Source organism: Actinomadura opuntiae (assembly GCF_030283205.1).
GTDB lineage: Bacteria > Actinomycetota > Actinomycetes > Streptosporangiales > Streptosporangiaceae > Spirillospora.
Map to the genome: position 1 here is coordinate 13,251 of NZ_JASNWF010000020.1, position 22,315 is coordinate 35,565.

Here is a 22,315-nt window from a genome sequence, read left to right on the forward strand (position 1 = left end):
GCCGGCGGCTAGGAGATCCGGTTCGCGCCCGCGTAGTCGGAGCGGGTCGAGAGCTTGGAGATCTTCACCACATCGCCGGTCTGCGGCGCCTGCAGGAACTTGCCGTCGCCGACGTAGATGCCCATGTGGTGCAGGTTGCTGCCGAAGTAGACCAGGTCGCCGGCGCGCAGGTCCGACCGGGACACCTTGGTGCCGAGGTCGTACAGGTCGCCGGTGTAGTGCGGCAGGCCGGACTTGCCGACCTGCGCGTAGGCCCACACGACCAGGCCGGAGCAGTCGAAGGAGTTCGGCCCGGCGGCGCCCCACACGTAGGGCCTGCCGAGCTTGGTGAGCGCCTTGCGGGCCATCCTCGCCGGCAGGTCCGAGCCCTTGATCGTCGCGGTGAAGCCGGACTTGGGGTCGGTGGTGTGGGTGGTCGTCAGCTTGTCGAGGCGCTTCACGACCTCGTCCACCTTGGCCTTGGCGGCCTTGCGGGCGGTCTGCACCTTGGCCTGCGCCTGCTTGACCTGCTCGGTGCGCTCCTGCGCGGCGCGCTGCGCGGCCTCGGCCTGGTCGACCTGCTTCTGCAGGGCGAGGACGGTGGTGGCCTGGTTCTGCTGGAGGTAGGCCGAGTCGGAGAGGCTGTCGGCGCTGCCGCCGGAGCCGAAGATCGCGTCCGGCCCGCCGCTCATGTAGTTGGCGGCGGCCAGCTGCGCGAGCCGCTGCCGGGCGGGCTCGGTCTGCTTGAGCAGCTGCTGCGCGTACTTGGTGGCGGCCCGCTCGGCCTTGACGGCGCGCCCGAGGTCGACGCGGGTCTTGTTGAACTGCTCGGTCAGCGTCTCGGCCTCGTCGTTCAGTTCCTTGAGGCTCTGCTTCAGGCCCTTCTCCGTGGTCGGGAGGGGGCTGGGGGAGCCGGACGGCGACGGGGCGGCGGCGAGGCCGAAGGGGGTCGCGGCGTGCGCGGCGACGGGCGCGGTGGCGCCGAGGCCCGCGAGCAGCAGTGCCGCGGCGGTGACGGCCGGCGCGATGCGCCGCCGATGATGGGGGTCCGGTGCCAAGCCGGTGTTCTCCTCTCCTTGCTCGCCTACCGGGTTAGCTGACGGGTTCGGGCCAGGAGTCGCCCTACGACGTGCGTCGATTCACCCCAGGGGGATGGGTCCCCGGTTCTCCCGCGGGTGGGGGCCGCGGCGGATTCGGCGGTCCGATCGCAGCCCCGGGGGGTGGGGCTCCGGACGACCGGATCTCGGGAAGATTACAAAGGATGGGCAAAGATGGCCAATCGGGGCCCCTGTGAGCCATGAGACGGGCGGCTCGGGGCGGGCGGCGCCGTACGCCAAGTAGAATGAACGCAGCCGCGCGTCTGCGGCGACTCCCGCACTCTCACGCAAGGCGAGCCCGCATGCCCATCTCCACGCGCGACGACCTCCGGAACGTCGCGATCGTCGCCCATGTCGACCACGGCAAGACGACGCTGGTCGACGCCATGCTCTGGCAGTCCGGCGCCTTCCGCGAGAACCAGGACGTCGACGACCGCGTCATGGACTCCAACGACCTGGAGCGCGAGAAGGGCATCACCATTCTCGCCAAGAACACCGCCGTCCGGCACAACGGCATGACGATCAACATCATCGACACGCCCGGCCACGCCGACTTCGGCGGCGAGGTCGAGCGCGGCCTGTCCATGGTCGACGGCGTCGTCCTGCTGGTGGACGCCAGCGAGGGCCCGCTGCCGCAGACCCGGTTCGTGCTGCGCAAGGCGCTCGAGGCGAAGCTGCCGGTGATCCTGGTCGTCAACAAGACCGACCGGCCCGACGCCCGCATCGACGAGGTCGTCGACGAGACCTACGAGCTGTTCATGGACCTCGACGCCACCGAGGAGCAGATCGACTTCCCGATCGTGTACGCCTCGGGCCGCGCCGGGCGCGCGTCGCTGGCCAAGCCCGCCGACGGCGGCATGCCCGACAGCGAGGACCTCGAGCCGCTGTTCTCGGTGATCACCGAGACGATCCCGGCGCCGTCCTACGACCCGGACGCGCCGCTGCAGGCGCACGTGACGAACCTGGACGCCTCCAGCTACCTCGGCCGGATCGCGCTGTGCCGGGTGCACGCCGGGACGATCAAGAAGGGCCAGCAGGTCGCCTGGTGCCGGCACGACGGCAGCGTCGAGAAGGTGAAGATCACCGAGCTGCTGATGACCGAGGCGCTCGCCCGCAAGCCCGCCGACGAGGCCGGGCCCGGCGACATCATCGCGATCGCCGGCATCCCCGAGATCATGATCGGCGACACCATCGCCGACCCCGACGACCCGCGCCCGCTGCCGCTGATCACGGTGGACGAGCCCGCGATCTCGATGACCATCGGGACGAACACGAGCCCGATGGCGGGCCGCGAGAAGGGCACCAAGGTCACCGCCCGGATGGTCAAGGACCGCATCGACCGGGAGCTGGTCGGCAACGTGTCGATCAAGGTGCTGCCGACCGAGCGCCCGGACGCCTGGGAGGTGCAGGGCCGCGGCGAGCTGGCCCTCGCCATCCTGGTCGAGAACATGCGCCGCGAGGGCTACGAGCTGACCGTCGGCAAGCCGCAGGTGGTCGCCAAGGAGATCGACGGCAAGAAGCACGAGCCGGTCGAGCGGCTCACCGTCGACATCCCCGAGGAGCACCTCGGCGCGGTCACCCAGCTGATGGCGGTCCGCAAGGGCCGCATGGAGCACATGACCAACCACGGCACCGGCTGGATCCGGATGGAGTTCCTGGTCCCGGCGCGCGCCCTGATCGGGTTCCGCACCGAGTTCATGACCGAGACCCGCGGCACCGGCATGGCGCACCACGTGTTCGAGGGCTACGAGCCCTGGTTCGGCGAGCTGCGCACCCGGCCGTCCGGCTCCCTGGTCGCCGACCGGTCCGGTGCCGCAACCGCCTACGCGATCACGAACCTGCAGGAGCGCGGCACGTTCTTCGTCGGGCCGACCACCGAGGTGTACGAGGGCATGATCGTCGGGGAGAACTCGCGCTCCGACGACATGGACGTCAACATCACCAAGGAGAAGAAGCTCACCAACATGCGCTCCTCCACCGGCGACGAGCTGGAGCGGCTCACCCCGCCGCGGATCCTGTCGCTGGAGGAGGCGCTGGAGTTCTGCCGCGAGGACGAGTGCGTCGAGGTGACCCCGGCGAACGTCCGCATCCGCAAGGTCGTGCTGGACGCCAAGGAGCGCGAGCGCACGCGCGCCCGCACCAAGCGCGCCGGCTGACCTCCGGCACAGGCCAGGCCGAAAGGAAGCGGCCCCGCGGTTCTCGAAACCGCGGGGCCGCTTCCTTTTCGCGCGTCGTGCTAGTTCAGCTGGACGGTGCCGGTCACGTCGGCGGCCAGGCGGAGCTGGTCGCCGTCGCGCAGCGGGGCCTCCACGCCGCGCGGGAGGCGCTCGCCGTTGACGAACGTCCCGTTGGTGGAGCCCTCGTCGCGGACCCACGCCGTGCCGGACGGATCGAGCCAGACCGTCGAGTGCCGCCGCGACACGTTGTCGTACTGCGTGAACGTGGCGGCCACCGGCGACTGGCCGGCGTCGCGGCCGAGCACCAGGTGCTGGCCGACCGACACCTTCAGCTCGCCGGTCGGGAACTGCACCCGAAGGACAGGAGTGCCCTTCTGCGGCAGCGGGCGCAGGCACGAGTCGCACTGCGCGGCGCCCGGGTTGGTCAGCACCGCCTCGCAGTACGGGCACATGAACGCCGTGCTGTCGGGCTGCTGCGGGTGCTGGTGGCCCCTCTGCTGCTCGGGCGGCAGCAGCGTCGCCTCCCGCCCGTGCGGCGGGGGCATCGGCGGCTGCTGCGGCGGCGGGCCGAACTGGTGGTCGCCCGGCCCGGGCTGCGGCATGTACTGGTCCGGCGGCTGGTACTGCTGCTCGGGCTGCCGGTACTGGTCGGGCGGCGGCTGGTGCTGCGGCGGCTGGCCCCACTGGTCCTGCTGCTGGGGCTGCTGCTGCGGCGGCGGCATCGACCACGGGTCGGCCGGCTGCTGTCCGTGCTGGGGAGCGCCGTGTTGGGGAGCACCGTGCTGCGGAGCGCCGTGTTGGGGAGCGCCGTGCTGCGGCTGCTGCGGCGGCGGCCCGGGCGGCTGGCCCCACTGGTCGGGCTGCTGCGGCGGCGGGCCCCACGCGTCCGGCTGCTGCGGCGGCGGGCCCCACTGGTCCTGCTGCGGCTGCCCGTGCTGCGGCGGAGGACCGCCGCGCTGCGGGGCACCGTGCTGAGGAGCGCCGTGTTGGGGAGCGCCGTGCTGCGGGGGCTGCTGGTAGTCGTGCTGGGGCGGCTGCTGGTACGGCTGGCCGTGCTGCGGGGGGAAGCCCCCGTGCTGGGGGGCACCGTGCTGAGGGGCGCCGTGTTGGGGAGCGCCGTGCTGCGGGGCACCGTGCTGGGGAGCGCCGTGCTGCGGGGCACCGTGCTGGGGAGCGCCGTGCTGGGGCGGGCCCTGGTCGTAGCCGCCGGGACCGGCCCGGTGGCCGCCTCCCGGCCGCGCCAGATTCGCCCCGCAGCTCAGGCAGAGCAGATCGCCCTGCTGGTACGGCTCGTCACAGACAGGACAGTTCAAGGTCGCCATGACACATCCCCCGAGCGCACGCCGGCGCGTTCGAGCCTCGACGTGAGGTGCTCCATGTCACCCCTTCGCGGGATCCCGATGTAGTACACCCGCCTTCCCTCCGGCCCTTCGTCCACGGACACCTGCACTCGGGGCCCTGCGTGTTCCCTAGTCTTACCGATGCCGGGCGGTGCCCCGTACCGCTCCCGCCCCAGAGGGGAGAGCGGGACGAGACGCTGGTTCGCCGACCCCCTCCAGAGTAGAGAGCCACCTTCCGGGTGTCGCCCCCTCGGGTTGAGCCGGTCGACGTACGGCCCCGCGATCACGGCATCGCACAGGCCGAGGATCTCGCGCGACCCCCGGACCCGCGAAAGCCGTGAGTAGACATATCCGCTGTACACCAATATGTCCAATGGCATCGTCTCACGCCGGGCGTCGCGCCATGCGCGGATCCCGCGCAGCAGGGCGGCGAGGGCGGCGGGCTGCTGGAACGGCTCGCCGCCGGAGATCGTCACCCCGTCCAGCGGCTCCGGAAGCGACTCCAGCCAGCCGAGGACGGCCGTGACCGGCACGGCCTTGCCCGGGTCGGCGTCCCAGGTGTCGCGGGACAGGCAGCCGTGGCAGTGCAGCGTGCAGCCCTGCGTCCAGATGCCCGCGCGGGTGCCGGGGCCGAGTGTGGTCACCGGATAGTGCGCCTTGGCGAGCAGCAGCGCGGGGGCCCGAGCCTCGCCGGGAAGTTCGGTGGTCACTGGATGTCCAGATGCACGATGCCGCCCTCGCGGCGGATCCCCGACACGGTGATCCGCTCGTCGCCGGCGAGCTCCCGGTCGAACAGCGCGCGCGCCAGCGGGTTGACGAAGTGCGACTCCAGCGCCATGCCGATGCCGCGCCCGCCCTTGTCCAGCTCGTCGGTGCACCACGCGCGCAGCGTCTGCAGCGCGTCGTCCTTCACCGTCAGCATGAGCCGGTGCTCGTCGGCGACCCGCTTGCAGATGTTCGCGAACTGCAGGTCGAAGATCTTGTGCGCGGCGTCGCCGGAGATGAAGTCGAACACCACGATGTTGTCGCCGAACCGGTTGAGCAGCTCCGGCCGGTTCAGCACCTCGGTGAAGTGCGCGGCGACCGCGTCCTTGATCCGCTGCTCGACCTCGGCGTAGGACATGCCGGGTGTGATGTTGCGCACCCGGTCGCCGGCGAGGGCCGGGACGGCCTCCAGCATGCCCGGCTCCCGGCCCGGCACGAACATCCCGAGGTTGGAGGTGAAGATCAGGATCGACTCGGAGAAGTGCACGGTGTTGCCGCGCCCGTCGGTGAGCCGGCCGTCCTCCAGGATCTGCAGGAACTTGTCCAGGATCCGCGGGTGCGCCTTCTCGATCTCGTCGAACAGGATCACCCGGAACGGGTCCTCGCGGACGGCGTTGGTCAGCTCGCCGCCCGCCTCGTGGCCGACGTAGCCCGGCGGCGCCCCGATCAGCCGGTCGCCGGAGCCCTCGGCGGAGAACTCGCTCATGTCGAAGCGCAGGTAGGCCGACTCGTCGCCGAACACCAGCTCGGTGATCGCCTTGGCCAGCTCGGTCTTGCCGGTGCCGGTCGGCCCGGCGAAGAACAGCACGCCGCGCGGCCGGCTCCCGGACCGGGTCGCCTGCGCCCCCGACAGCCCGAGCACGGCCCGCTTGAGGATGTCGAGCGTCTTGGTGACGGCCTGCGGCTGCCCGATCACCCGCTCCGGGACGCGCTTCTCGCCCTCCAGCACGCGCCGCCGCAGGTGGCCGCGGCTCCACGGGTTGTCGAGCACGCCCAGCTTGTAGGTGCGGACCGCGTCCGGCAGGTCGGCGAGGTCGACGTTGCGCTCCTTCGCCAGCCGGGTCACCTCGATCATCGACTGGAGCGTCAGCCCGTCGGCCTGCTCGGCGAACGAGTCGCACGCCGCGGCGGCGGCCTCGTCCGCACCGACGTCGCTGACCCCGAACGCGCGGGCCAGCAGCCGAGCGGTCTCCTGCCGGTCGCCCAGGTGCGGGCGCGGGATCGTGATCTCGCGGACCGTGTCGTTGTCGGCGGTCAGCCAGGACGGCAGGTCGCCGGGCCGCTCCACCAGCCACACGACCGGGTTGTACAGCGGCTTCGGCCGCGGCCCACTTCCCCGGACGGGCCGGGCCGTCCGCGACAGCTTCGCGCAGAACCGGAAGAAGTCGCGCTCGGCGGGCTCCATCTCGGTCGGGGTGCGGGCGATCCGGGACGCCGAGTCGATCACGAACGCGGCGCGCACGTTCTCCTGCGGCCGGGCCACCGCCGCCAGATGCCGCGTCAGGGCCTCCAGCGACGGCCGGTCGTCCTTGATCTTGCCGAGCACCCGCTCGGCGGCGCGCTCGGCCTCGTCGCCGGCCTCGTCGCCCGGAGGCGGGACGATCTCCAGGCCGTCCACCGGGTCGTACACCACCATGAAGGACGCGCCGCTGGCGTGCAGCGTCTCCCACAGCAGCGAGCGCAGCGGCAGCAGCCGCGCCGGCCCGCCGCCCTCCGCCGGCGGCGCGAGGAAGCTGTCGTAGAGGTTGCCCGACAGGACGTACTGGGAGTGCACCGACAGCGTCGCGTCGAGTTCGCGGATGAACGGCGGCCAGCCTTGCAGCCGGCCGCCGAGGGTCGGCGAATCAATGCTCATCTGGCTCGCTCCACTCCGCTTCCTGCGAGGGGGACGACCCCTCGCGCCCCCCTGGGGCGATCTCGCCGCTCACGCCCGCCCCCAGTGGAGACGGCACGTCAACTGGGACGCTCGCGGCGGCGTTCGCGTTGGCCTGCACGCCCCCTAGTCTGCCGTGACGCGGCGCTCACCGGCAGTTCCCGCACGCCGGGCTCCAGCCGCCAGGACACCTCGGAGCGGATCCCGCCCTCCGCCAGCCGGGCCCGCGCGGCCTCGAACGCCTCGCACCACTCGCGCTCCCGCTCGACGTCGACGCGCCGGTCGTCCTCGCTCGCGGCGGGACGGTCGCGCATCACCGCCGCGCGGACGTGCGCGGCGTCGTCCACCCGCATCCGCACGCTGTGGTCGGGCCAGGCCCCCTTGGTCAGCACCACCGAGCCGTCCCCGGCCGTCAGCGTCTCGAAACCCTCCTGCACCTCGTAGCCCAGGTCCTCGAACGCGGCCGTGATCGAGTCGAGGACGTACCGGCGCTCCGCCTCGGCCTGCTCGGCGGCCTCGCGTTCGGCGGCGCGGCGCCGCGCCTCCTCCCGGGCCTGCTCGGTGCGGCGGTTGGCGTCCCGGATCCGCAGCCGGACCTCGTGCAGGACGCCCTCCGCCTCCTCGGCGGTTCCGGCGGCGGCCAGCAGCCGGGCCGCCTCGGCGACCGCGCGGCGCTCGCCCTCGGCGGCGTCGGGCAGCAGCCTCGCCATGATCCTTTCCAGCGTCCGCTGCGCCTCGGCATCGTCGGCGTCGCGGCGCGGTGGCGGTGCGCCGGTGTCGGCGCGGAGCCCTTCCGCCGGGGCGGCGAAGACCTGGGCGGTGACCTGCGCGGCGAGATGCTCCGACAGGTGCCGCTCCGCCTCGTCCAGGAGCGGGTCGGTCGCGGCGCACCAGGCCGTCAGCTCCTGCGCGGACTCCTCGCCGGGCTCCAGCGGCGGCGGCAGCGCCACGTCCGCGGCGATCTTCGCGCGGGTCTCGGCGAGCGCCGCGATGCGGGCGTTGCGCTCCACGACCTCGCGCAGCGCCCGCTCCTGCGTCCGGACCTCGGCGAGCGCGGCCTCCCGCGCCTCGGCCCGCCCGGCGGCGAGCGCGGCCAGCGCCTGCGCGCCGCGTCCCGCCGCGTCGCCGCCGCGCCCGAGGAGCCGGTTCATGCCCAGGGTGAGCACGACCGCCGCGTCCAGCACGATGTCCGCCTCGACGCCGCTGCTCATGTGGGGGTCCCTCCCGGATGGTTCGTGCGGGCCCGCTGCCAGCGGTGCATCCGGACGCCTACCGCGACCGCGTGCGCGACCGCCCCGGCGACCATCACCAGCACCCACAGCACGCTCGCGACGGACGTCAGCGCGGCCGCCAGCAGGAGCAGGAGCAGCAGCGGCACGGTCCCGGCGAGGAGCAGGAAACCGCAGCCGCGCCGGTCGTTGCGCCGCGCGGCGCCCGACATCGTCCGGGACGCCCTGGACAACCCGCGGCCGCCCGCGCCCAGCACCTTCGATATCAACGACCACGGCCCATAGGGGAGATAGTCGCCGCCCTGCACGCGCGCCAGCATCACCTCGGCGCCGCACTGCACGCCCCACGCGATGAACGACAGGACGGCGAGCGCGGCGAAGGGGACACCGCCTGACGAGGCGTGGAGCCCGACCGACGTCGTCCCGTTCTCCTTGCCTCCACCGCCGAACAGGCTGCCGATGACCCAGCTGACCGCCAGCCAGATCGCGAGGATCGGCAGCGTCCACACGACGGCCCGCGCCATCGCCGCGTTGCGTCCCGTGAGGCGTTGCCGCTCGCGCTCGGCCCACTGCGTCCGCAGGGCCTCGGAGCGCTGAGCCGCCGCGTGCCGGTCGCGCGCCCGCGCCTCTGCCTCCACGACGGCCTCCGGCAGGACGCGGGTGACGGCGAGCAGCCGCAGCGGATCGTCGCCTGCTCCGTCCGCCATCCAGGTGAACCACGGCACCGGCTCCGCGACGGCCTCCCGGGCCCGCGCCGCACCCTCGGCCAGCGACCGGTGCGTCTCCGCCGGACGCGCCGCGAGCGCGAGCAGCGCCAGCAGGACGGCCGGCGGGTTCTCGGCCTCCGCGTCCGGCAGCCGCGTCGCCAGCCCGTCCGGTGTCGCGGCCTGCCCGCGCAGCCAGCGCGCCAGGTCGTTCCACGCCGCCGCGTGCGCGCGCCACTGGACGTCGACCCTGGCCAGGCCCTCGCCGCCCGCGAACCCGGCGAGCACGCGCAGCAGGCCGTGCTCCCACAGGTCCCGGCCGATCCGGCAGGCCAGCGGGTGGTCGGGATGCCGGGGGTCGGCGGCGAGCGCGGCGAGCGCGGGCAGGTCGTCGGCGGACGTCCTGCGGCCGAGATAGTGCGGGGGAAGCGCCGGATCCAGCCACAGGACCAGATGCAGCAACTTCACGTCCGGCGGCAGGGCTGTCGCGAGGTAGCCGTCGATGAGGTCGATGCGGCTGTCGTCCGGCACGTCGGCGAGCCAGTCCCGCAGGCTCCGCCACGCCTCACCGGACTCCCCGCGCCCGAAGAAGTACTGCGCGGCGTGATCCCAGTTCTCCACCAGCGCGCGTGCCAGCTCGTCGCGCCTGGTGTAGCGGTCGCCGCGGAACGGCAGGCCGGTGCCGGTCTGCGGGGCCTCCTCCGCGACCTGCGGGGACCCGCCGTCCAGCCACGCGGAGACCTGCTCTCCCGTCCACCTGCGCCGCGGGTCGCGGGTCAGCAGCCCCTGGCACAGCAGGCGCAGCCGCGCGTCCGGGACGTCGTCCGCGCTCACCGGACGCGTCGCCAGGTGATCGACCACCACGGTCTCGCTCAGCCCCTGGAACGGCGCCCGGCCCGTCGCGCACTCGCGGACGATCATCCCGAGCGACCACCAGTCGCGGGCCGGCGACACCTGCCCCGACAGCGACTCCGGCGCCGCGTAGGCCAGCGTCCGCGACGACGAGGCGAACACCACGCTCGCGTCGAGCACCTTGCTCAGCCCGAAGTCCGCGATCACCAGCCGCAGCGGCTCGCGTTCGAGGACCAGCACGTTCTCCGGTTTCAGGTCCCGGTGCACGATGCCTGCGCGGTGCAGGGCGGTCAGACCGTCCGCGAGCTGCGCCGCGATCTCCTTGACGGTCTCCTCCGGCAGAGGGCCGTCGATCAGCGCGCGAAGGTTCCCTTCGGGGGCATACGCCGTGACCTCATAGTCACGGCCGTCGGCGTGGCCCGTCTCCAGGATGCGGAGCACATGCGACGAATCCAGCGCGGGCAGCTTCGCCCAGACGTCCCGGTCGGCGTGGTAGCCGCGGCGGAACACCTTCACCACGAACTGATCGCCCTGCTCGTCCCGCACCAGGAGCAGATCCGACTCCGCGCCCTGGACGGGCAGCTCCGCGACCGCCCGGTACCGCTCCGCCAGCGCCGCCGGCAGCCGCATCAGCGGATCGCCGGCCGCCTCCCCGTCGCGCCGCGTCGCCCCGGGACCGGATCCCGGCGGCGGCGTCCGGGGGCCGGGCACACGCGCGTCCCGCCGCGTCGCCCCCGCGTCGCGCCGCGTGTCCCGGGGACCGTCGCCGGTCGCGTCGAACTCGCCCACCGCAGCCCCGTCTAGTCCTTGTCCTTGATGGCCCGCAGATACTCGCTGATCTTGAACTGATTGATCAGGAACTCGAGCACCATCCTGGTGGTGAGCAACTGAGAGACCCACAGGAACGGCGTCGCGATGAGCGTGAGCAGCCCGAGGGTGGTGTTCCACTCCAGGAAGGCCACCCCGTACCAGGCCACCAGCAACGCGAAGAGCGTGATCAGGACCAGTGCGAGCCGGTAGACGATCTTGATCATCTGGGTTGTGACCATGTGGTCGAAATTGGTGTCGAACAGCGCGCCGAGCAGGTTCTTCTGCTGCGGGTCGTGTGGGGGTGGCTGCCAGGGCTGCGGCTGCTCGTAGGGGCCGGTTCCGTATCCGGGGCGCGGGCCGGGGACGGGTCCGGGCTGCTGCTGCTGCGGCGGCGGGCCGTACGGTCCGCCGGGCGGGCCGGACGCCGGTGGGCGCGGTGAGTGGCCGGGGTCCGATGGGTGCGTCATCGCCGTCGTCTCCAGTCTGGGGCCGCCTATGGGAAGACTCTAGAGCCTGATCCGGGCGTGCGGCCGGAACGGGAGGCGCGGCACGGTGCCGGGTCGGCCGGGTGGTCCGGTGGAGGGCTGGTGCCCGGTGGGCTGACCGGGCGTTCGGCGGCGCGTTATCGTGCCCGAGGCTCCCTCAGAGTGCCGGAACGGGCGAGGTGCGATGGTCGCGTTGGTGTTGCTCCCGGTCGGGCTCGCCGCCGGCCTGCTGCTGGCCCCGCTGGCGGCCCCGTTCGTCGGCGACGTCGCGTGGTCGCGGCGGCTGGCGGTGGGGGCGGTCACCGCGGCCGTGTTCGGGCTGATCGGGTGGCGGGTCGGGACGGGGGCGGTGCTCGCCGCGCTGCTGTACCTCGCCGCCGTCGGCACCCTGCTGGCGTTCATCGACGTCCAGGTCACGCGGTTGCCGGACCGGTTCACCCTGCCGTCCTACGGCGTCGTCGCGGCGCTGCTGGCCGTCGCGGCGCCCTACACCGACGACGGCCTGAGCCGGTTCTGGCACGCGCTCGCGGGGATGGCGGCACTGTTCGCGCTGTTCGCCGTCCAGGCGCTCCTGGTCCCGAACGGGATCGGGGTCGGGGACGTCAAGCTGGCGGGGGTGCTGGGGCTGTGCCTCGGGTGGTTCGGGACGCGCGCCTGCGTGACCGGCGTGCTGGTGACGTACCTGGTCGGCGGCTCGATCGCCGTCGGGGTGATGATCGTCCGGCGGACGCGCAAGGGGGAGTTCCCGTTCGGCCCGCCGATGCTCCTCGGGGCGCTCGTGGCGGTCCTGGCGGCCGCCGGGTGAGCCTCACGCGCAGGGATTCTTCTGCCCCGCCTTGACGCCTCCCTTGATCTTGTTGATGGCGGCCGGAGCGAAGTGCACGCCCTTCGTCCCGAGGACGAGCCGGACGCCGCCGGCGGGCGCGGAGCCGTCGGCGGTGAGCACCGCGTCGGGCACGTCGCCGGCCAGCGCCGACGCCTGGGCCTCGGCAGACGGGTTGTAGACGAGCCGGCTCTCGGCGGCGGACGCGGCCTTCCCGGTCGTCGCGGCGACCTTGAAGCCGCGCTCGCGGAGCTGCCGGACGACGCGGTCGACGGCCTGCTTCTTCGCGCCCGCGGCGACCACGGTGACCTCGACCTTGCCCGGGGACGGCGGCGCCTGCTCGGACGGGGCGGGCTTCGCCGGCTCGGCGGGCAGGTCGTTGTCGTGCCGGATCGCGTCGAACAGCGGGCGGGCCTGCGCCATGTTCCACTGGACGCGGTTGGGGTCGGGCGCGTAGCCCTCGACCGGGACCGTGACGAACCGGACCTTCCCGGCGTCCATTCCCTTGAGGCCGTCGGCGAGCTTCTTCATGGTCGCCAGGTCGAGGCCGTCGTCGGTCGTCATCGACTTGGTCGCGGCCTTGAGGAACTTGTAGGTCTTCGACGGATCGGAGAGCACCGAGCCGCTGGTGGCCTTGTCGACGACGGCGGCCATGAACTTCTGCTGCCGCTGGATGCGCTCGAGGTCGGAGCCGTTGCCGAGCGAGTAGCGGGCCCGCACGTAGCCGAGGGCCTGCGTCCCCTTCACGGTCTGCTTGCCGGCCTTGAGGTGCAGTTCCGCGCGCGGGTCGTCGACGGGCTTGTCGACGCAGATCTCGACGCCGCCGAGCGCGTCCACCATCCGCTTGAAGCCGGAGAAGTCGATCTGCACGAAGTGGTCGATGTGGACGCCGGTGAGCGTCTCCAGCGTCTTCCACGTGCAGGTCGGGCCGGCGAAGGCGAACGCGGAGTTCAGCATGCCGAACTGGGCGGGGACGGTGCCGCCGCCGTCCTTCTCGCACTCGGGGATCTTCACCATCGAGTCGCGCGGGAAGCTGATGCCGACCGCCTGGTCGCGGTTGGGCGACAGGTGCAGCAGGATCGCGGTGTCCGAGCGGGCGCCGCTCACGCCGTCGGCGGCGTACTTGGCGTTGTCGCCCGCGCGGGTGTCGGAACCGAGGAGCAGGACGTTGAGCGACTTGTTCAGCTTCTTCGGACGGTTCGTGCCGAGCTGCCCGCCGACGTGCTTCTGGTCGATGCCGCCGACGATGTCGTGGTAGAGCCAGGCCGCGCCGGCGCCGCCGGCCACGACCACCGCCGCCGCGCCGATCGCGGTCCAGCGCAGGAACCTGCGGCGGCGCGCGTGCGCCGCGACGGCGCGGCCGGGGGCGGTGCCGTCCTCGGGGGCGGTGCCGTCCTCAGGGGCCGGGGAGGCGTCGGTGCCGTGGGCGGCGGTGTCCCCCGCGAGGTCGTCGCGGCCCGGGTCTTTGTCGCTCATTCGTCCAGTTTCGGGCGGGCCCGTTGTGGGGCGCGTGGTCTGGGAGGTTTCGTCAGTCTAGGGAGCGGCGGGAGGCTGCTACATCCTCCTGTTGGATGCGCGATACGCCCGATCTGTTGACATCGATGCCCGGAATGTGGCCCGGATCCCTTGCGCCGGGGTTTTCCGTACGATCGGTCCCGTGGACGAGGGGTGGGTGATCGGCGGCCGGTTCACGATGCTCGACCGGATCGGGGCGGGCGGGACGAGCCGGGTCTGGCGGGCCCGCGACCGCGCGGAGGAGCGGTACTGCGCGGCGAAGCTCGTCCGGCGGCGGGGCCGGACGTCGGTGCTGCGGGCGGTCCGCGAGCAGGCGCTGCGGCTGGCGCACCCGCACGTGGTGACCCCGTACGCGTCGTGCACGGCCGGCGACGACGTGCTGCTGGCGATGGAGCTGGTCGGCGGCGGGTCGCTGGAGACGCTGCTCGGCGACTACGGGCGGCTGCCGCCGGCGTACGCGGCCGAGGTGCTGGACCAGGTGCTGGCCGCGCTGGGCCACATCCACGCGGAAGGGATCGTGCACCGGGACGTGAAGCCGGCGAACCTGCTGCTGGAGCCGAGCCCGGTCGGCGCCCCGCACGTCCGGCTCGCCGACTTCGGGATCGCGCTCGGCGACGACGGCGTCCGGTTCACCACGACGGGCTTCACCGTCGGCACGCCGGGCTACCTGGCGCCCGAGGTGCTCGACTGGAACCGGCCGGGCCCCCGGCAGGACCTGTACGCGGCGGGCATGGTGCTTTGGCGGATGCTCACCGGGGCGGGCGACCCGGAGCCGCACCAGCGGATCGGCGCGGCGCCCGCCGGCGTGCCGCCGATACTGTGGACGGTGCTGGGCCACCTGTGCGACCCCGATCCCGAGCGCCGCTTCGTGGACGCCGCCGCCGCGCGCCGCGCCCTGTCGTCCTGCGATCTGGCGCTGCGCTTCCCCGTCCTGACGCTGGACGGCGAACCCCTCCAGATCTTCGACCACCTCGGCCCGCCCCCTCCCCACGACTGACCCGGTCAGCGGATCGGGACACCCGGGAACCGCCCGAACGGGCCGGCGTCGAAGGTGACGGTCCTGACGGTCGGCGGGGGAGCGGGGACGTAGAAGAACCCGCGGTTGGCGGTGCCCGGCTCGGTCCGGAAGACCACCCATCCGGGGTCGATGAACAGCAGGTTCACCGAGAACCTGCCGGCGGGGCCCATGCGGACTCCCCGGTAGGCGGTCTTGGTGGCCGGGTCGAGGACGGAGAACGCGCCGAACCGTCCGTAGGAGCCGTCGCTCCCCATGTAGTCGTCGGTGGGGATGAGGTCGTTCGGGCCCAGGTTCGTGATGTCGAAGACGGCGACGAGGTAGGCGCCGTCGCGGTAGAAGGGCTTGACGTCCATCCGCTGCTTCCCGCCGGGGAGCCGGCCGATCGTGGCCGTGCGGCTCGCCACCGTCGGGCCGTCGGGGTGGAACGCGGCGGGGGTCCCGGTGCCGGTGCCGACGCCGTCCTGCGGGGCGCGGGTGGTCGTGGTGGTGGTCCGGGTCGTCTGCTGCCTGATCTGGTACGAGATCTCGACGCGGCGGTTCTTCTGGCGCGCCTTCGCGTCGTCCGCGCCGCCCTCCTTCGCGACGGGCTCGGTCTCGCCTCTTCCTTCCGCCTTGTACTGGTAGGCGTTGCCGAGGCGGGCCTGGAGTTCGCGCAGGACGGCGTCGGCGCGGCGCTGCGACAGGTCCATGTTGTACTCGTGCGTGCCCTTGCCGTCGGTGTGGCCGGTGATGAGGATCGGCGGCTTGGCGGGGTCGGCCTTGGCGCGCGTCTCGTTCGCGACCTGGTCGAGGATGGCCTTGGCCTGCGCGGACGGCGTCGCCTTGTCGAACGCGAACAGCACGTCGGTGCGCAGCCCGACCTTCTCCTCGCTGCCGCTCGTGGTGGTGGACCGCACCTCGCCCTCGGTGAGGCCGTACAGGTCGTAGGTGCCGCCGACCGCCTTGCCGTTCTGCGCGCGCAGCTTGAACGAGACCGTGGTGCCGGGCTTCGGGGGCGTCGCGTCGTCCACGGGGGGCGCGGTGGGGCCGCCGTTCCCGGTGCCGCCGACGACCGGGACGCCGGTGAACTCGCCCGCGGTCGTGGGGGTGATGACGGTGATGGTCCGCGCGGACGCGGGGAGCGGCGGGAACGCCAGCACCGCCTCGTACCGGGCGCCGGGCTGGACGGAGGTGTACCGGAGGTCGCTGCCGACGGTGTCGCCCTGCCCGTCGCGGTCGTACAGCGGGGTGTACGCCTTGTGCCCGACCGGGTCGACGAGCTTGAAGTGCAGGTCCCCGAACGCCGATCCGGCGACGGACGTCGCGAACGAGTAGGCCTTCGGCTCGCGCTCGGGGTCGGTCAGGTAGAAGCGCAGCACCGAGCGGTCGGGATACCGCTCGACGTCCTTGATCTCGATCCGGGAGTGCCCGCCGCCGAGCGAGGACCAGGCGTCCTTGATCATCGGCCCGGTGTAGGGCTTCGGGGTGGCCGGGCCGGTGGCGCGGCGGTCCGCGGACGGTCCGCCGCCGTCGCACCCGGCGAGCAGGATCAGGGGGAGCACCGTCAATGCGGCGACGGCCCCGCGCGAGCGCATCATCGATTACCTCTTTCCGGTCATCGGGATCGGACTGTGCGGGGTGTCCGTCGTGGCGCGGGGCGTCCCGCCGGGAGGGTCAGCTCTTTTCGAAGGTGATGTCGACGCGGCGGTTCTTGGCGCGGCCGGAGGGGTCGTCCTTGCCGCCGGTGGTGTTGGGGGCGATCGGGCGCGTCTCGCCGTAGCCCTTGGCCTCGATCTGCGGGCCGGCGCTGCCGAGCGCCCGGGCCAACTCGGCCTTGACCGCGTCGGCCCGGCGTTGGGACAGGTCGAGGTTGTAGGGCGGGGAGCCGATCGCATCGGTGTGGCCGGAGACCTGGACGGTGCCCCGCGCGCCGCGCAGGCGCGGAACCAGATCGGCGATGCGGCTCCGGGCGGGACCGGTGAGCGCGGCCTTGCCGAAGTCGAACAGGACGTCCGCGGAGATGTGCACGGTGACCTGCGACCCGTTGACGTCCTCGCTCTCCAGCGGGACGACCGCGCGGGAGAGGTCGATGGCGTGGACCGCCGGGGCCGTCGCGATGGTGTGCACCGACGCGGCCAGGTTCGGATCGGGGACCACGGGGCCGGCCTCGGCTCCGGAGGGAACGGCGAGGACGAGCGCGGCGGCGCCCGCCACGGCGATCGTGCGGCGCACGGCGCTCACCTCTCGATCGGGACGTCGTGGAACGCGGGCCACAGCCCCAGCTGGACGTCGATGCTCTTGAGGTTCCCCGGCGGCGCCGCGAACGTGTGCTGGGTCAGGGTGGGCCGCTCGTTCGGCAGGTTGGTCGTGACGTCGTTGGACTCGAGCTCGTTCTGGGCGGAGTCGATCACCACGACGTAACGCTTGAGGTTCACCGGGTCGATCAGCGAGGCGTCCAGGCCGTGCTCCCCGTTGAGGCGGTAGGGGGTCGGGGTCCCGGAGCTGCCGGGCACGTGCGGAGTCCACTGGAGGGTGAGGGTGGCGAGCTTGGCCCTGACCCGCAGGCCCATGATCGTGATGTCGACCTTGGCGCCGGGGACCATCGGGCTGTCGAAGGTCGCCTTGGCCACGGGCTTGTCGAACCGGTCGACGCTCACCTTGCCCGCGGAGCCCCGCGCCGCGCCGGAGCCGGAGCCGGAGTCGGAGTCGTCGCCGAGCAGGGAGCAGCCGGCGAGGGCGCCGGCGAGGGCGAGCGCGGCCGCCGCCGTCGCGGCCGGGCGGTGGGACGGACGCATGGGCGCTCCCTCTCGTTTATCGCATGTGCAAAAGCCTGAGGTCGTGGCATCATGAGCCACGAGGCCGGAGCGGATCATTGCGTTCGGGAATCTATCGTTTGCATCTGCGAATAGTCAAGGGGGCGCGGGCCGGTGGGGGTTGCCGCGGAGACGGTCGTCCGGAACCGGGCGCTGCAGGCCGAGTGGTACGGCGAGCCGCTGGGCGAGCGCGTCCGCCGGCTGCTCGACCGGCTCGGCCTCTCGCAGTCGGGCCTGGCCGGCGTGCTCGGGCTGTCGGCGCCGATGCTGTCCCAGCTGATGTCGGGGCAGCGCGCCAAGATCAGCAACCCGGCCGTCCTGCACCGGCTGCTGGCCGTCGAGGAGCTGGCCGCCGACCCCGGCTTCGAGGCGATGGCGGCGGCCGAGGTCGAGGAGCGCCTGCGGGAGATCGGCGCGGAGTCGCCCGCGACGACGGCGGGGCTGCGCGCCGCGACGTCCGGGCGCGTCCCGGTCGGCGGCCCGTCCGCCGGGCCTCCCGGCGAGGCGCGGCGGCCGGCGGACGGCGCGCCGGTGCCCCCGGAGGCGGCGGCGCGGCTCGTCCAGGCGCTGCTGCGCGAGGTCGCCTCCGCCGCCGAGATCGAGGCGGCCGCCGCGCTCATCGGCGACCGGTTCCCCGAACTGGCGGACCTGCTGCGCGTGTACGGCACCGGACGCACGAGCGAGGCCGCCGCGCACTACGCCCGGATCGCCGGGAACGTCCGCGGCTACTGAGCGCGTTCGCCCGCGGCCGCCGCGCCGCGGGCGGCGCGATGGCCGATCGGTCATGCCTCGGCGCGCTCGTCTCGATTCCGCTGGACCATAACGACTGGTTATGGGAAGCGGGCGGTGCCGTACCGCTAATCGGGGGCTAAAGTCTGTGGTCAGGGTCACATGCGGGTCTGGCTGTTATGTATGTCACAGCTCCGGGCGGGTGGCGTAGGGTCGCTTCGCTGGAAGCGCACACGAGGCGTCACCGCACGTATGCGGACGCGCCTCGGGCCGGGCGCGACGGCCGCATGCGTGCGCTCAGAACGTGGTCCGGGGACACGACGACCCGAGCTCAGGAGAGCGATCGATGAGCACTATGGAGGCGCCGGCCAGGTCGCGCGCCCAGATCAAGGAACGCACGCTCCGCAGGGACAACTGGCGGCTGTATCCGATCACGACGTTCGTGATCTTCACGGCGTGGGTGGTGTACGCGACCGTCCGGGCCTTCTGGGGGTCGGCGTTCTACGTCCCGCAGTACCACTACCTGACGCCGTTCTACTCGCCCTGCCTGAACGACATCTGCAACAACGTCACCGTCGACGGCCACACCGGGGACGCCGCGGAGTTCGGCACCTTCCTGCCGTCCGCCACCCGGGGCTGGATCCCCTTCGCGATCATCACGCTGCCGTTCCTGCTGCTGTTCCGGCTGACCTGCTACTACTACCGCAAGGCCTACTACCGTTCGTTCTGGGCGGCGCCGCAGGCCTGCGCGGTGCGCGAGCCGCACGGCAAGTACACCGGCGAGCGCCGCTTCCCCCTCATCGGCCAGAACCTGCACCGCTACTTCTGGATGGCCGCGTTCCTCATCTCCGTCATCAACACCTGGGACGCCGTCCGCGCGTTCCACGGCAAGGACGGCGGGTTCGGCATCGGGCTCGGCACGCTCATCCTGGTCGCCAACGTGGTCCTGCTGTGGCTGTACACGCTGTCGTGCCACTCGTGCCGGCACATCGTCGGCGGGCGGCTGAAGAACTTCTCCAAGCATCCCCTCCGGTACCGCATGTGGGGCTGGGTCTCCAAGATCAACCAGAACCACGGGACCTACGCCCTGATCACGCTCGGCTCGCTGGTGGTGGCCGACGCCTACGTCGCGTTCGTGGCCGGCGGCGTCTTCTCCGACCCCCGCATCTTCAACTGAGGCCAAGGATCATGACTGAGATCGAGAGGCACGCCTACGACGTCGTGGTGATCGGTGCCGGCGGCGCCGGGCTGCGGGCGGCGATCGAGGCCCGCCTCCAGGGCAAGAGGACCGCGATCATCTCCAAGTCGCTGTTCGGCAAGGCGCACACGGTGATGGCGGAGGGCGGCGCGGCCGCCGCGATGGGGAACGCCAACCCCAACGACAACTGGATGGTGCACTTCCGCGACACCATGCGCGGCGGCAAGTTCATGAACAGCTGGCGGATGGCCGAGCTGCACGCCAAGGAGGCGCCCGAGCGCATCTGGGAGCTGGAGCACTGGGGCGCGCTGTTCGACCGCACCAAGGACGGCAAGATCAGCCAGCGCAACTTCGGCGGGCACGAGTACCCGCGGCTGGCGCACGTCGGCGACCGGACGGGCCTGGAGCTGATCCGCACCGCGCAGCAGAAGATCGTCGCGCTCCAGCAGGAGGACCACGCCGAGCACGGCGACTACGAGGCCCGGCTCAAGGTGTGGGCCGAGACGACGGTGACGCGGCTGCTCAAGGACGGCGACCGGATCTGCGGCGCGTTCGCCTACGTCCGCGAGACCGGCAAGTTCGTGGTGTTCGAGGCGCCCGCGGTGGTGCTGGCGACCGGCGGAATCGGCAAGGCGTTCAAGGTCACCTCGAACTCCTGGGAGTACACCGGCGACGGGCACTCGCTGGCGCTGCTGGCCGGCGCGACGCTGCTGAACATGGAGTTCGTGCAGTTCCACCCGACCGGGATGGTCTGGCCGCCGTCGGTGAAGGGGATCCTCGTCACCGAGTCGGTGCGCGGCGACCGCGGCGTCCTCAAGAACTCCGAGGGCAAGCGGTTCATGTTCGACTACGTCCCCGAGGTCTTCAAGAACCAGTACGCCACCACCGAGGAGGAGGGCGACCGCTGGTACGACGACCCCGACAACAACAAGCGGCCGCCGGAGCTGCTGCCGCGCGACGAGGTGGCGCGCGCGATCAACTCCGAGGTCAAGGCCGGACGGGGATCGCCGCACGGCGGGGTGTTCCTCACCGTCGTCGACCGGATGCCGGGCGGCGCCGCTGAGATCGTCCGGCGGCTGCCGTCGATGCACCACCAGTTCAAGGAGCTGGCGGACGTCGACATCACCAAGGAGCCGATGGAGGTCGGCCCGACCTGCCACTACGTGATGGGCGGCGTCGAGGTCGACCCGGACACCGGGGCGGCGAAGGTGCCGGGCCTGTTCGCGGCCGGCGAGGTCTCGGGCGGCATGCACGGCTCGAACCGGCTCGGCGGCAACTCCCTGTCGGACCTGCTGGTGTTCGGCCGCCGCGCCGGGCTCGGCGCCTCGGAGTACGTGGACGGGCTGCCCGCGCGTCCCGGCGTCCCCGAGGCGGAGGTCGAGGCGGCGGTCACCGAGGCGCTCGCGCCGTTCGAGCGGGAGGGCGGCGAGAACCCCTACGCCGTCCACGCCGAACTGCAGCAGACGATGAACGACCTGGTCGGCATCATCCGCAAGGAGGCGGAGCTGCAGCAGGCGATCGAGGCGCTCGGCAAGCTCCGCGAGCGGGTCGCCAACGTCGGCGTCACGCCGGTCGCGGTGGGCGACGACGGGCGCGGCTACCACCCGGGCTGGCACCTGGCGCTGGACCTGCGGAACATGATGCTGGTCTCGGAGGCGATCGCGAAGGCGGCGCTGGAGCGGCAGGAGAGCCGCGGCGGGCACACCCGCGACGACTACCCGGGAATGTCGGCGGAGTGGCGGAAGGTGAACCTGGTCTGCAGCCTGGCCGGCGACCCGGCGTCCCCGCACGTCGAGCTGGCGCGCCAGCCGATGGTGCCGATGCGCGAGGACCTGCTGGCGCTGTTCGAGACCGACGAGCTGAAGAAGTACCTCACCGCCGAGGAGCTGCCGGCGGACGTGGCCGCGGAGACCGGTGCGACCGCCGCGGGCGCCGCCGGGGACGACGAGGAGGGCGACCAGTGAGCTACGAGGCCAAGTTCAAGGTCTGGCGCGGCGACGACGGCGCGGGCGAGCTGACCGACTACACGGTCGAGGTGAACGAGGGCGAGGTCGTCCTCGACATCATCCACCGGCTGCAGGCGACGCAGGCGCCGGACCTGGCCGTCCGGTGGAACTGCAAGGCCGGCAAGTGCGGCTCGTGCTCGGCGGAGGTCAACGGCATGCCGCGGCTGCTGTGCATGACCCGGATGTCGACCTTCACCGAGGACGAGACGATCACCGTCACGCCGATCCGGACGTTCCCGGTGATCCGCGACCTCGTGACGGACGTGTCGTTCAACTACGAGAAGGCGCGGCAGATCCCCTCGTTCGACCCGGGCGACGTCAAGCCGGGCGAGTTCCGGATGCAGCAGGAGGACGTCGAGCGCTCGCAGGAGTTCCGCAAGTGCATCGAGTGCTACCTGTGCCAGAACGTCTGCCACGTGATCCGCGACCATGAGGAGAACAAGCCCGAGTTCGCCGGGCCGCGCTTCCTCATGCGGATCGCCGAGCTGGAGATGCACCCGGCCGACCAGGCGGACCGGCGTGAGATCGCGGCCAAGGACCACGGCCTCGGGTTCTGCAACATCACCAAGTGCTGCACCGAGGTCTGCCCCGAGCACATCAAGATCACCGACAACGCGCTGATCCCGATGAAGGAGCGGGTCGTCGGCCGCAAGTACGACCCGGTCGTGTGGCTCGGCACCAAGCTCGGCATCGTCAAGAAGGGGCAGGACACCCCCTCGGCGTAGCGGGCGGCCACGGCGCGGACCCATGACGGACGGAAGGACGGAGCGGCGGACGGCGACGGCGGGCGGCGATGCCCCCGGACCGCCGCCCGCCGTTCCGCCGTTCCCCATGAACGCCGTGCTCGCCGCCGGGGGCACGGTTCCCCTGTCCGCCGTGCCTCCGCGCGAGCCGGGCGCCGGCGACCCTCCGGTCGCACACGC

Annotated in this window: 19 protein-coding genes and 1 riboswitch; of the genes, 8 read left to right on the forward strand and 11 right to left on the reverse strand. The window is 72.5% G+C overall.

Translation table 11 applies throughout. The features are described 5' to 3' along the window. Window positions 1-8: 8 nt before the first annotated feature. Entirely contained in the window at window positions 9-1,037 is a 1,029-nt protein-coding gene (locus QP089_RS35730; RefSeq protein WP_285917878.1) for a C40 family peptidase, read from the reverse strand. A gap of 7 nt (window positions 1,038-1,044) precedes the next feature. Next, window positions 1,045-1,188, reverse strand: a riboswitch (cyclic di-AMP (ydaO/yuaA leader). A gap of 190 nt (window positions 1,189-1,378) precedes the next feature. Here QP089_RS35730 and typA point away from each other — a divergent pair. After that, window positions 1,379-3,232, forward strand: a complete 1,854-nt coding sequence (typA, locus tag QP089_RS35735; RefSeq protein ID WP_285917879.1) for a translational GTPase TypA — start codon at window positions 1,379-1,381, stop codon at window positions 3,230-3,232. Window positions 3,233-3,312: 80 nt separating this feature from the next. On the opposite strand, the gene QP089_RS35740 is transcribed toward typA, so the two are convergent. Then, window positions 3,313-3,798, reverse strand: coding sequence for an FHA domain-containing protein (locus QP089_RS35740; RefSeq protein WP_285917880.1), 486 nt, complete (start codon window positions 3,796-3,798; stop codon window positions 3,313-3,315). On the opposite strand from QP089_RS35740, the gene QP089_RS35745 reads away from it, so the two are divergent. Next, on the forward strand, window positions 3,784-4,659 hold the full coding sequence (locus tag QP089_RS35745) for a hypothetical protein (RefSeq protein WP_285917881.1): 876 nt from the start codon (window positions 3,784-3,786) through the stop codon (window positions 4,657-4,659). The genes QP089_RS35740 and QP089_RS35745 overlap by 15 nt on opposite strands. On the opposite strand, the gene QP089_RS35750 is transcribed toward QP089_RS35745, so the two are convergent. The 5 genes from QP089_RS35750 to QP089_RS35770 form a co-directional block, all read right to left on the reverse strand. Next, the gene (locus tag QP089_RS35750) at window positions 4,563-5,303 is read right to left on the reverse strand and encodes a 4Fe-4S single cluster domain-containing protein (protein ID WP_285917883.1); all 741 of its coding nucleotides are present in this window, start codon (window positions 5,301-5,303) and stop codon (window positions 4,563-4,565) included. The genes QP089_RS35745 and QP089_RS35750 overlap by 97 nt on opposite strands. Further along, complete coding sequence (locus QP089_RS35755; RefSeq protein WP_285917885.1) at window positions 5,300-7,213, reverse strand: AAA family ATPase; 1,914 nt, start codon at window positions 7,211-7,213, stop codon at window positions 5,300-5,302. Before QP089_RS35755 ends, QP089_RS35750 begins: the two co-directional genes overlap by 4 nt. Window positions 7,214-7,311: 98 nt before the next feature. After that, window positions 7,312-8,442 (reverse strand): response regulator receiver protein, encoded by a 1,131-nt coding sequence (locus QP089_RS35760; protein ID WP_285917887.1) that lies wholly within the window; start codon window positions 8,440-8,442, stop codon window positions 7,312-7,314. Beyond that, window positions 8,439-10,805 carry a serine/threonine-protein kinase gene (locus QP089_RS35765; protein WP_285917889.1) on the reverse strand — a complete coding sequence of 789 codons (2,367 nt, stop codon included), beginning with the start codon at window positions 10,803-10,805 and terminating at the stop codon, window positions 8,439-8,441. The genes QP089_RS35760 and QP089_RS35765 overlap by 4 nt, the downstream gene beginning before the upstream one ends. 11 nt (window positions 10,806-10,816) lie before the next feature. Further along, window positions 10,817-11,293, reverse strand: coding sequence for a DUF4282 domain-containing protein (locus QP089_RS35770; protein ID WP_285917891.1), 477 nt, complete (start codon window positions 11,291-11,293; stop codon window positions 10,817-10,819). Between the two features lie 202 nt (window positions 11,294-11,495). Here QP089_RS35770 and QP089_RS35775 point away from each other — a divergent pair, with 202 nt between their 5' ends. Continuing rightward, entirely contained in the window at window positions 11,496-12,116 is a 621-nt protein-coding gene (locus tag QP089_RS35775; RefSeq protein ID WP_285917893.1) for a prepilin peptidase, read from the forward strand. Between the two features lie 3 nt (window positions 12,117-12,119). Here the strand turns inward: QP089_RS35775 and QP089_RS35780 are convergent, their stop codons facing one another. Continuing rightward, on the reverse strand, window positions 12,120-13,610 hold the full coding sequence (locus QP089_RS35780; protein WP_285917895.1) for an LCP family protein: 1,491 nt from the start codon (window positions 13,608-13,610) through the stop codon (window positions 12,120-12,122). A gap of 181 nt (window positions 13,611-13,791) precedes the next feature. Between QP089_RS35780 and QP089_RS35785 the strand changes: the two genes are divergently transcribed. After that, window positions 13,792-14,646, forward strand: coding sequence for a serine/threonine-protein kinase (locus QP089_RS35785; RefSeq protein WP_285917897.1), 855 nt, complete (start codon window positions 13,792-13,794; stop codon window positions 14,644-14,646). 5 nt (window positions 14,647-14,651) lie between these two features. On the opposite strand, the gene QP089_RS35790 is transcribed toward QP089_RS35785, so the two are convergent. The 3 genes from QP089_RS35790 to QP089_RS35800 form a co-directional block, all read right to left on the reverse strand. Continuing rightward, the gene (locus QP089_RS35790; protein ID WP_285917898.1) at window positions 14,652-16,244 is read right to left on the reverse strand and encodes an OmpA family protein; all 1,593 of its coding nucleotides are present in this window, start codon (window positions 16,242-16,244) and stop codon (window positions 14,652-14,654) included. Between the two features lie 76 nt (window positions 16,245-16,320). Then, a complete protein-coding gene (locus QP089_RS35795) occupies window positions 16,321-16,878 on the reverse strand; it encodes an OmpA family protein (RefSeq protein WP_285917900.1) in 558 nt (185 codons plus the stop codon). A 5-nt stretch (window positions 16,879-16,883) separates the two neighbouring features. Next, a complete protein-coding gene (locus QP089_RS35800; RefSeq protein ID WP_285917901.1) occupies window positions 16,884-17,441 on the reverse strand; it encodes a hypothetical protein in 558 nt (185 codons plus the stop codon). 132 nt (window positions 17,442-17,573) lie between these two features. Between QP089_RS35800 and QP089_RS35805 the strand changes: the two genes are divergently transcribed. The 4 genes from QP089_RS35805 to QP089_RS35820 all read left to right on the forward strand — a co-directional run bounded on the left by QP089_RS35805 (window position 17,574) and on the right by QP089_RS35820 (window position 22,117). Further along, complete coding sequence (locus tag QP089_RS35805; RefSeq protein WP_285917903.1) at window positions 17,574-18,191, forward strand: helix-turn-helix domain-containing protein; 618 nt, start codon at window positions 17,574-17,576, stop codon at window positions 18,189-18,191. A 343-nt stretch (window positions 18,192-18,534) separates the two neighbouring features. Continuing rightward, the gene (gene sdhC, locus QP089_RS35810) at window positions 18,535-19,365 is read left to right on the forward strand and encodes a succinate dehydrogenase subunit SdhC (protein ID WP_285917905.1); all 831 of its coding nucleotides are present in this window, start codon (window positions 18,535-18,537) and stop codon (window positions 19,363-19,365) included. A gap of 11 nt (window positions 19,366-19,376) precedes the next feature. Beyond that, window positions 19,377-21,350, forward strand: coding sequence for a fumarate reductase/succinate dehydrogenase flavoprotein subunit (locus tag QP089_RS35815; protein ID WP_285917907.1), 1,974 nt, complete (start codon window positions 19,377-19,379; stop codon window positions 21,348-21,350). Continuing rightward, window positions 21,347-22,117, forward strand: a complete 771-nt coding sequence (locus QP089_RS35820; protein ID WP_285917908.1) for a succinate dehydrogenase/fumarate reductase iron-sulfur subunit — start codon at window positions 21,347-21,349, stop codon at window positions 22,115-22,117. Before QP089_RS35815 ends, QP089_RS35820 begins: the two co-directional genes overlap by 4 nt. Window positions 22,118-22,315 lie beyond the last annotated feature (198 nt).

Coding starts and splice junctions, on each gene's coding strand:
- QP089_RS35800 (WP_285917901.1), bottom strand. CDS start 17,441: ATGCGTCCGTCCCACCGCCCGGCCGCGACGGCGGCGGCCGCGCTCGCC.
- QP089_RS35760 (WP_285917887.1), bottom strand. CDS start 8,442: ATGAGCAGCGGCGTCGAGGCGGACATCGTGCTGGACGCGGCGGTCGTG.
- QP089_RS35815 (WP_285917907.1), top strand. CDS start 19,377: ATGACTGAGATCGAGAGGCACGCCTACGACGTCGTGGTGATCGGTGCC.
- QP089_RS35755 (WP_285917885.1), bottom strand. CDS start 7,213: ATGAGCATTGATTCGCCGACCCTCGGCGGCCGGCTGCAAGGCTGGCCG.
- QP089_RS35740 (WP_285917880.1), bottom strand. CDS start 3,798: ATGCCCCCGCCGCACGGGCGGGAGGCGACGCTGCTGCCGCCCGAGCAG.
- QP089_RS35790 (WP_285917898.1), bottom strand. CDS start 16,244: ATGATGCGCTCGCGCGGGGCCGTCGCCGCATTGACGGTGCTCCCCCTG.
- QP089_RS35775 (WP_285917893.1), top strand. CDS start 11,496: ATGGTCGCGTTGGTGTTGCTCCCGGTCGGGCTCGCCGCCGGCCTGCTG.
- QP089_RS35780 (WP_285917895.1), bottom strand. CDS start 13,610: ATGAGCGACAAAGACCCGGGCCGCGACGACCTCGCGGGGGACACCGCC.
- typA (WP_285917879.1), top strand. CDS start 1,379: ATGCCCATCTCCACGCGCGACGACCTCCGGAACGTCGCGATCGTCGCC.
- QP089_RS35770 (WP_285917891.1), bottom strand. CDS start 11,293: ATGACGCACCCATCGGACCCCGGCCACTCACCGCGCCCACCGGCGTCC.
- sdhC (WP_285917905.1), top strand. CDS start 18,535: ATGAGCACTATGGAGGCGCCGGCCAGGTCGCGCGCCCAGATCAAGGAA.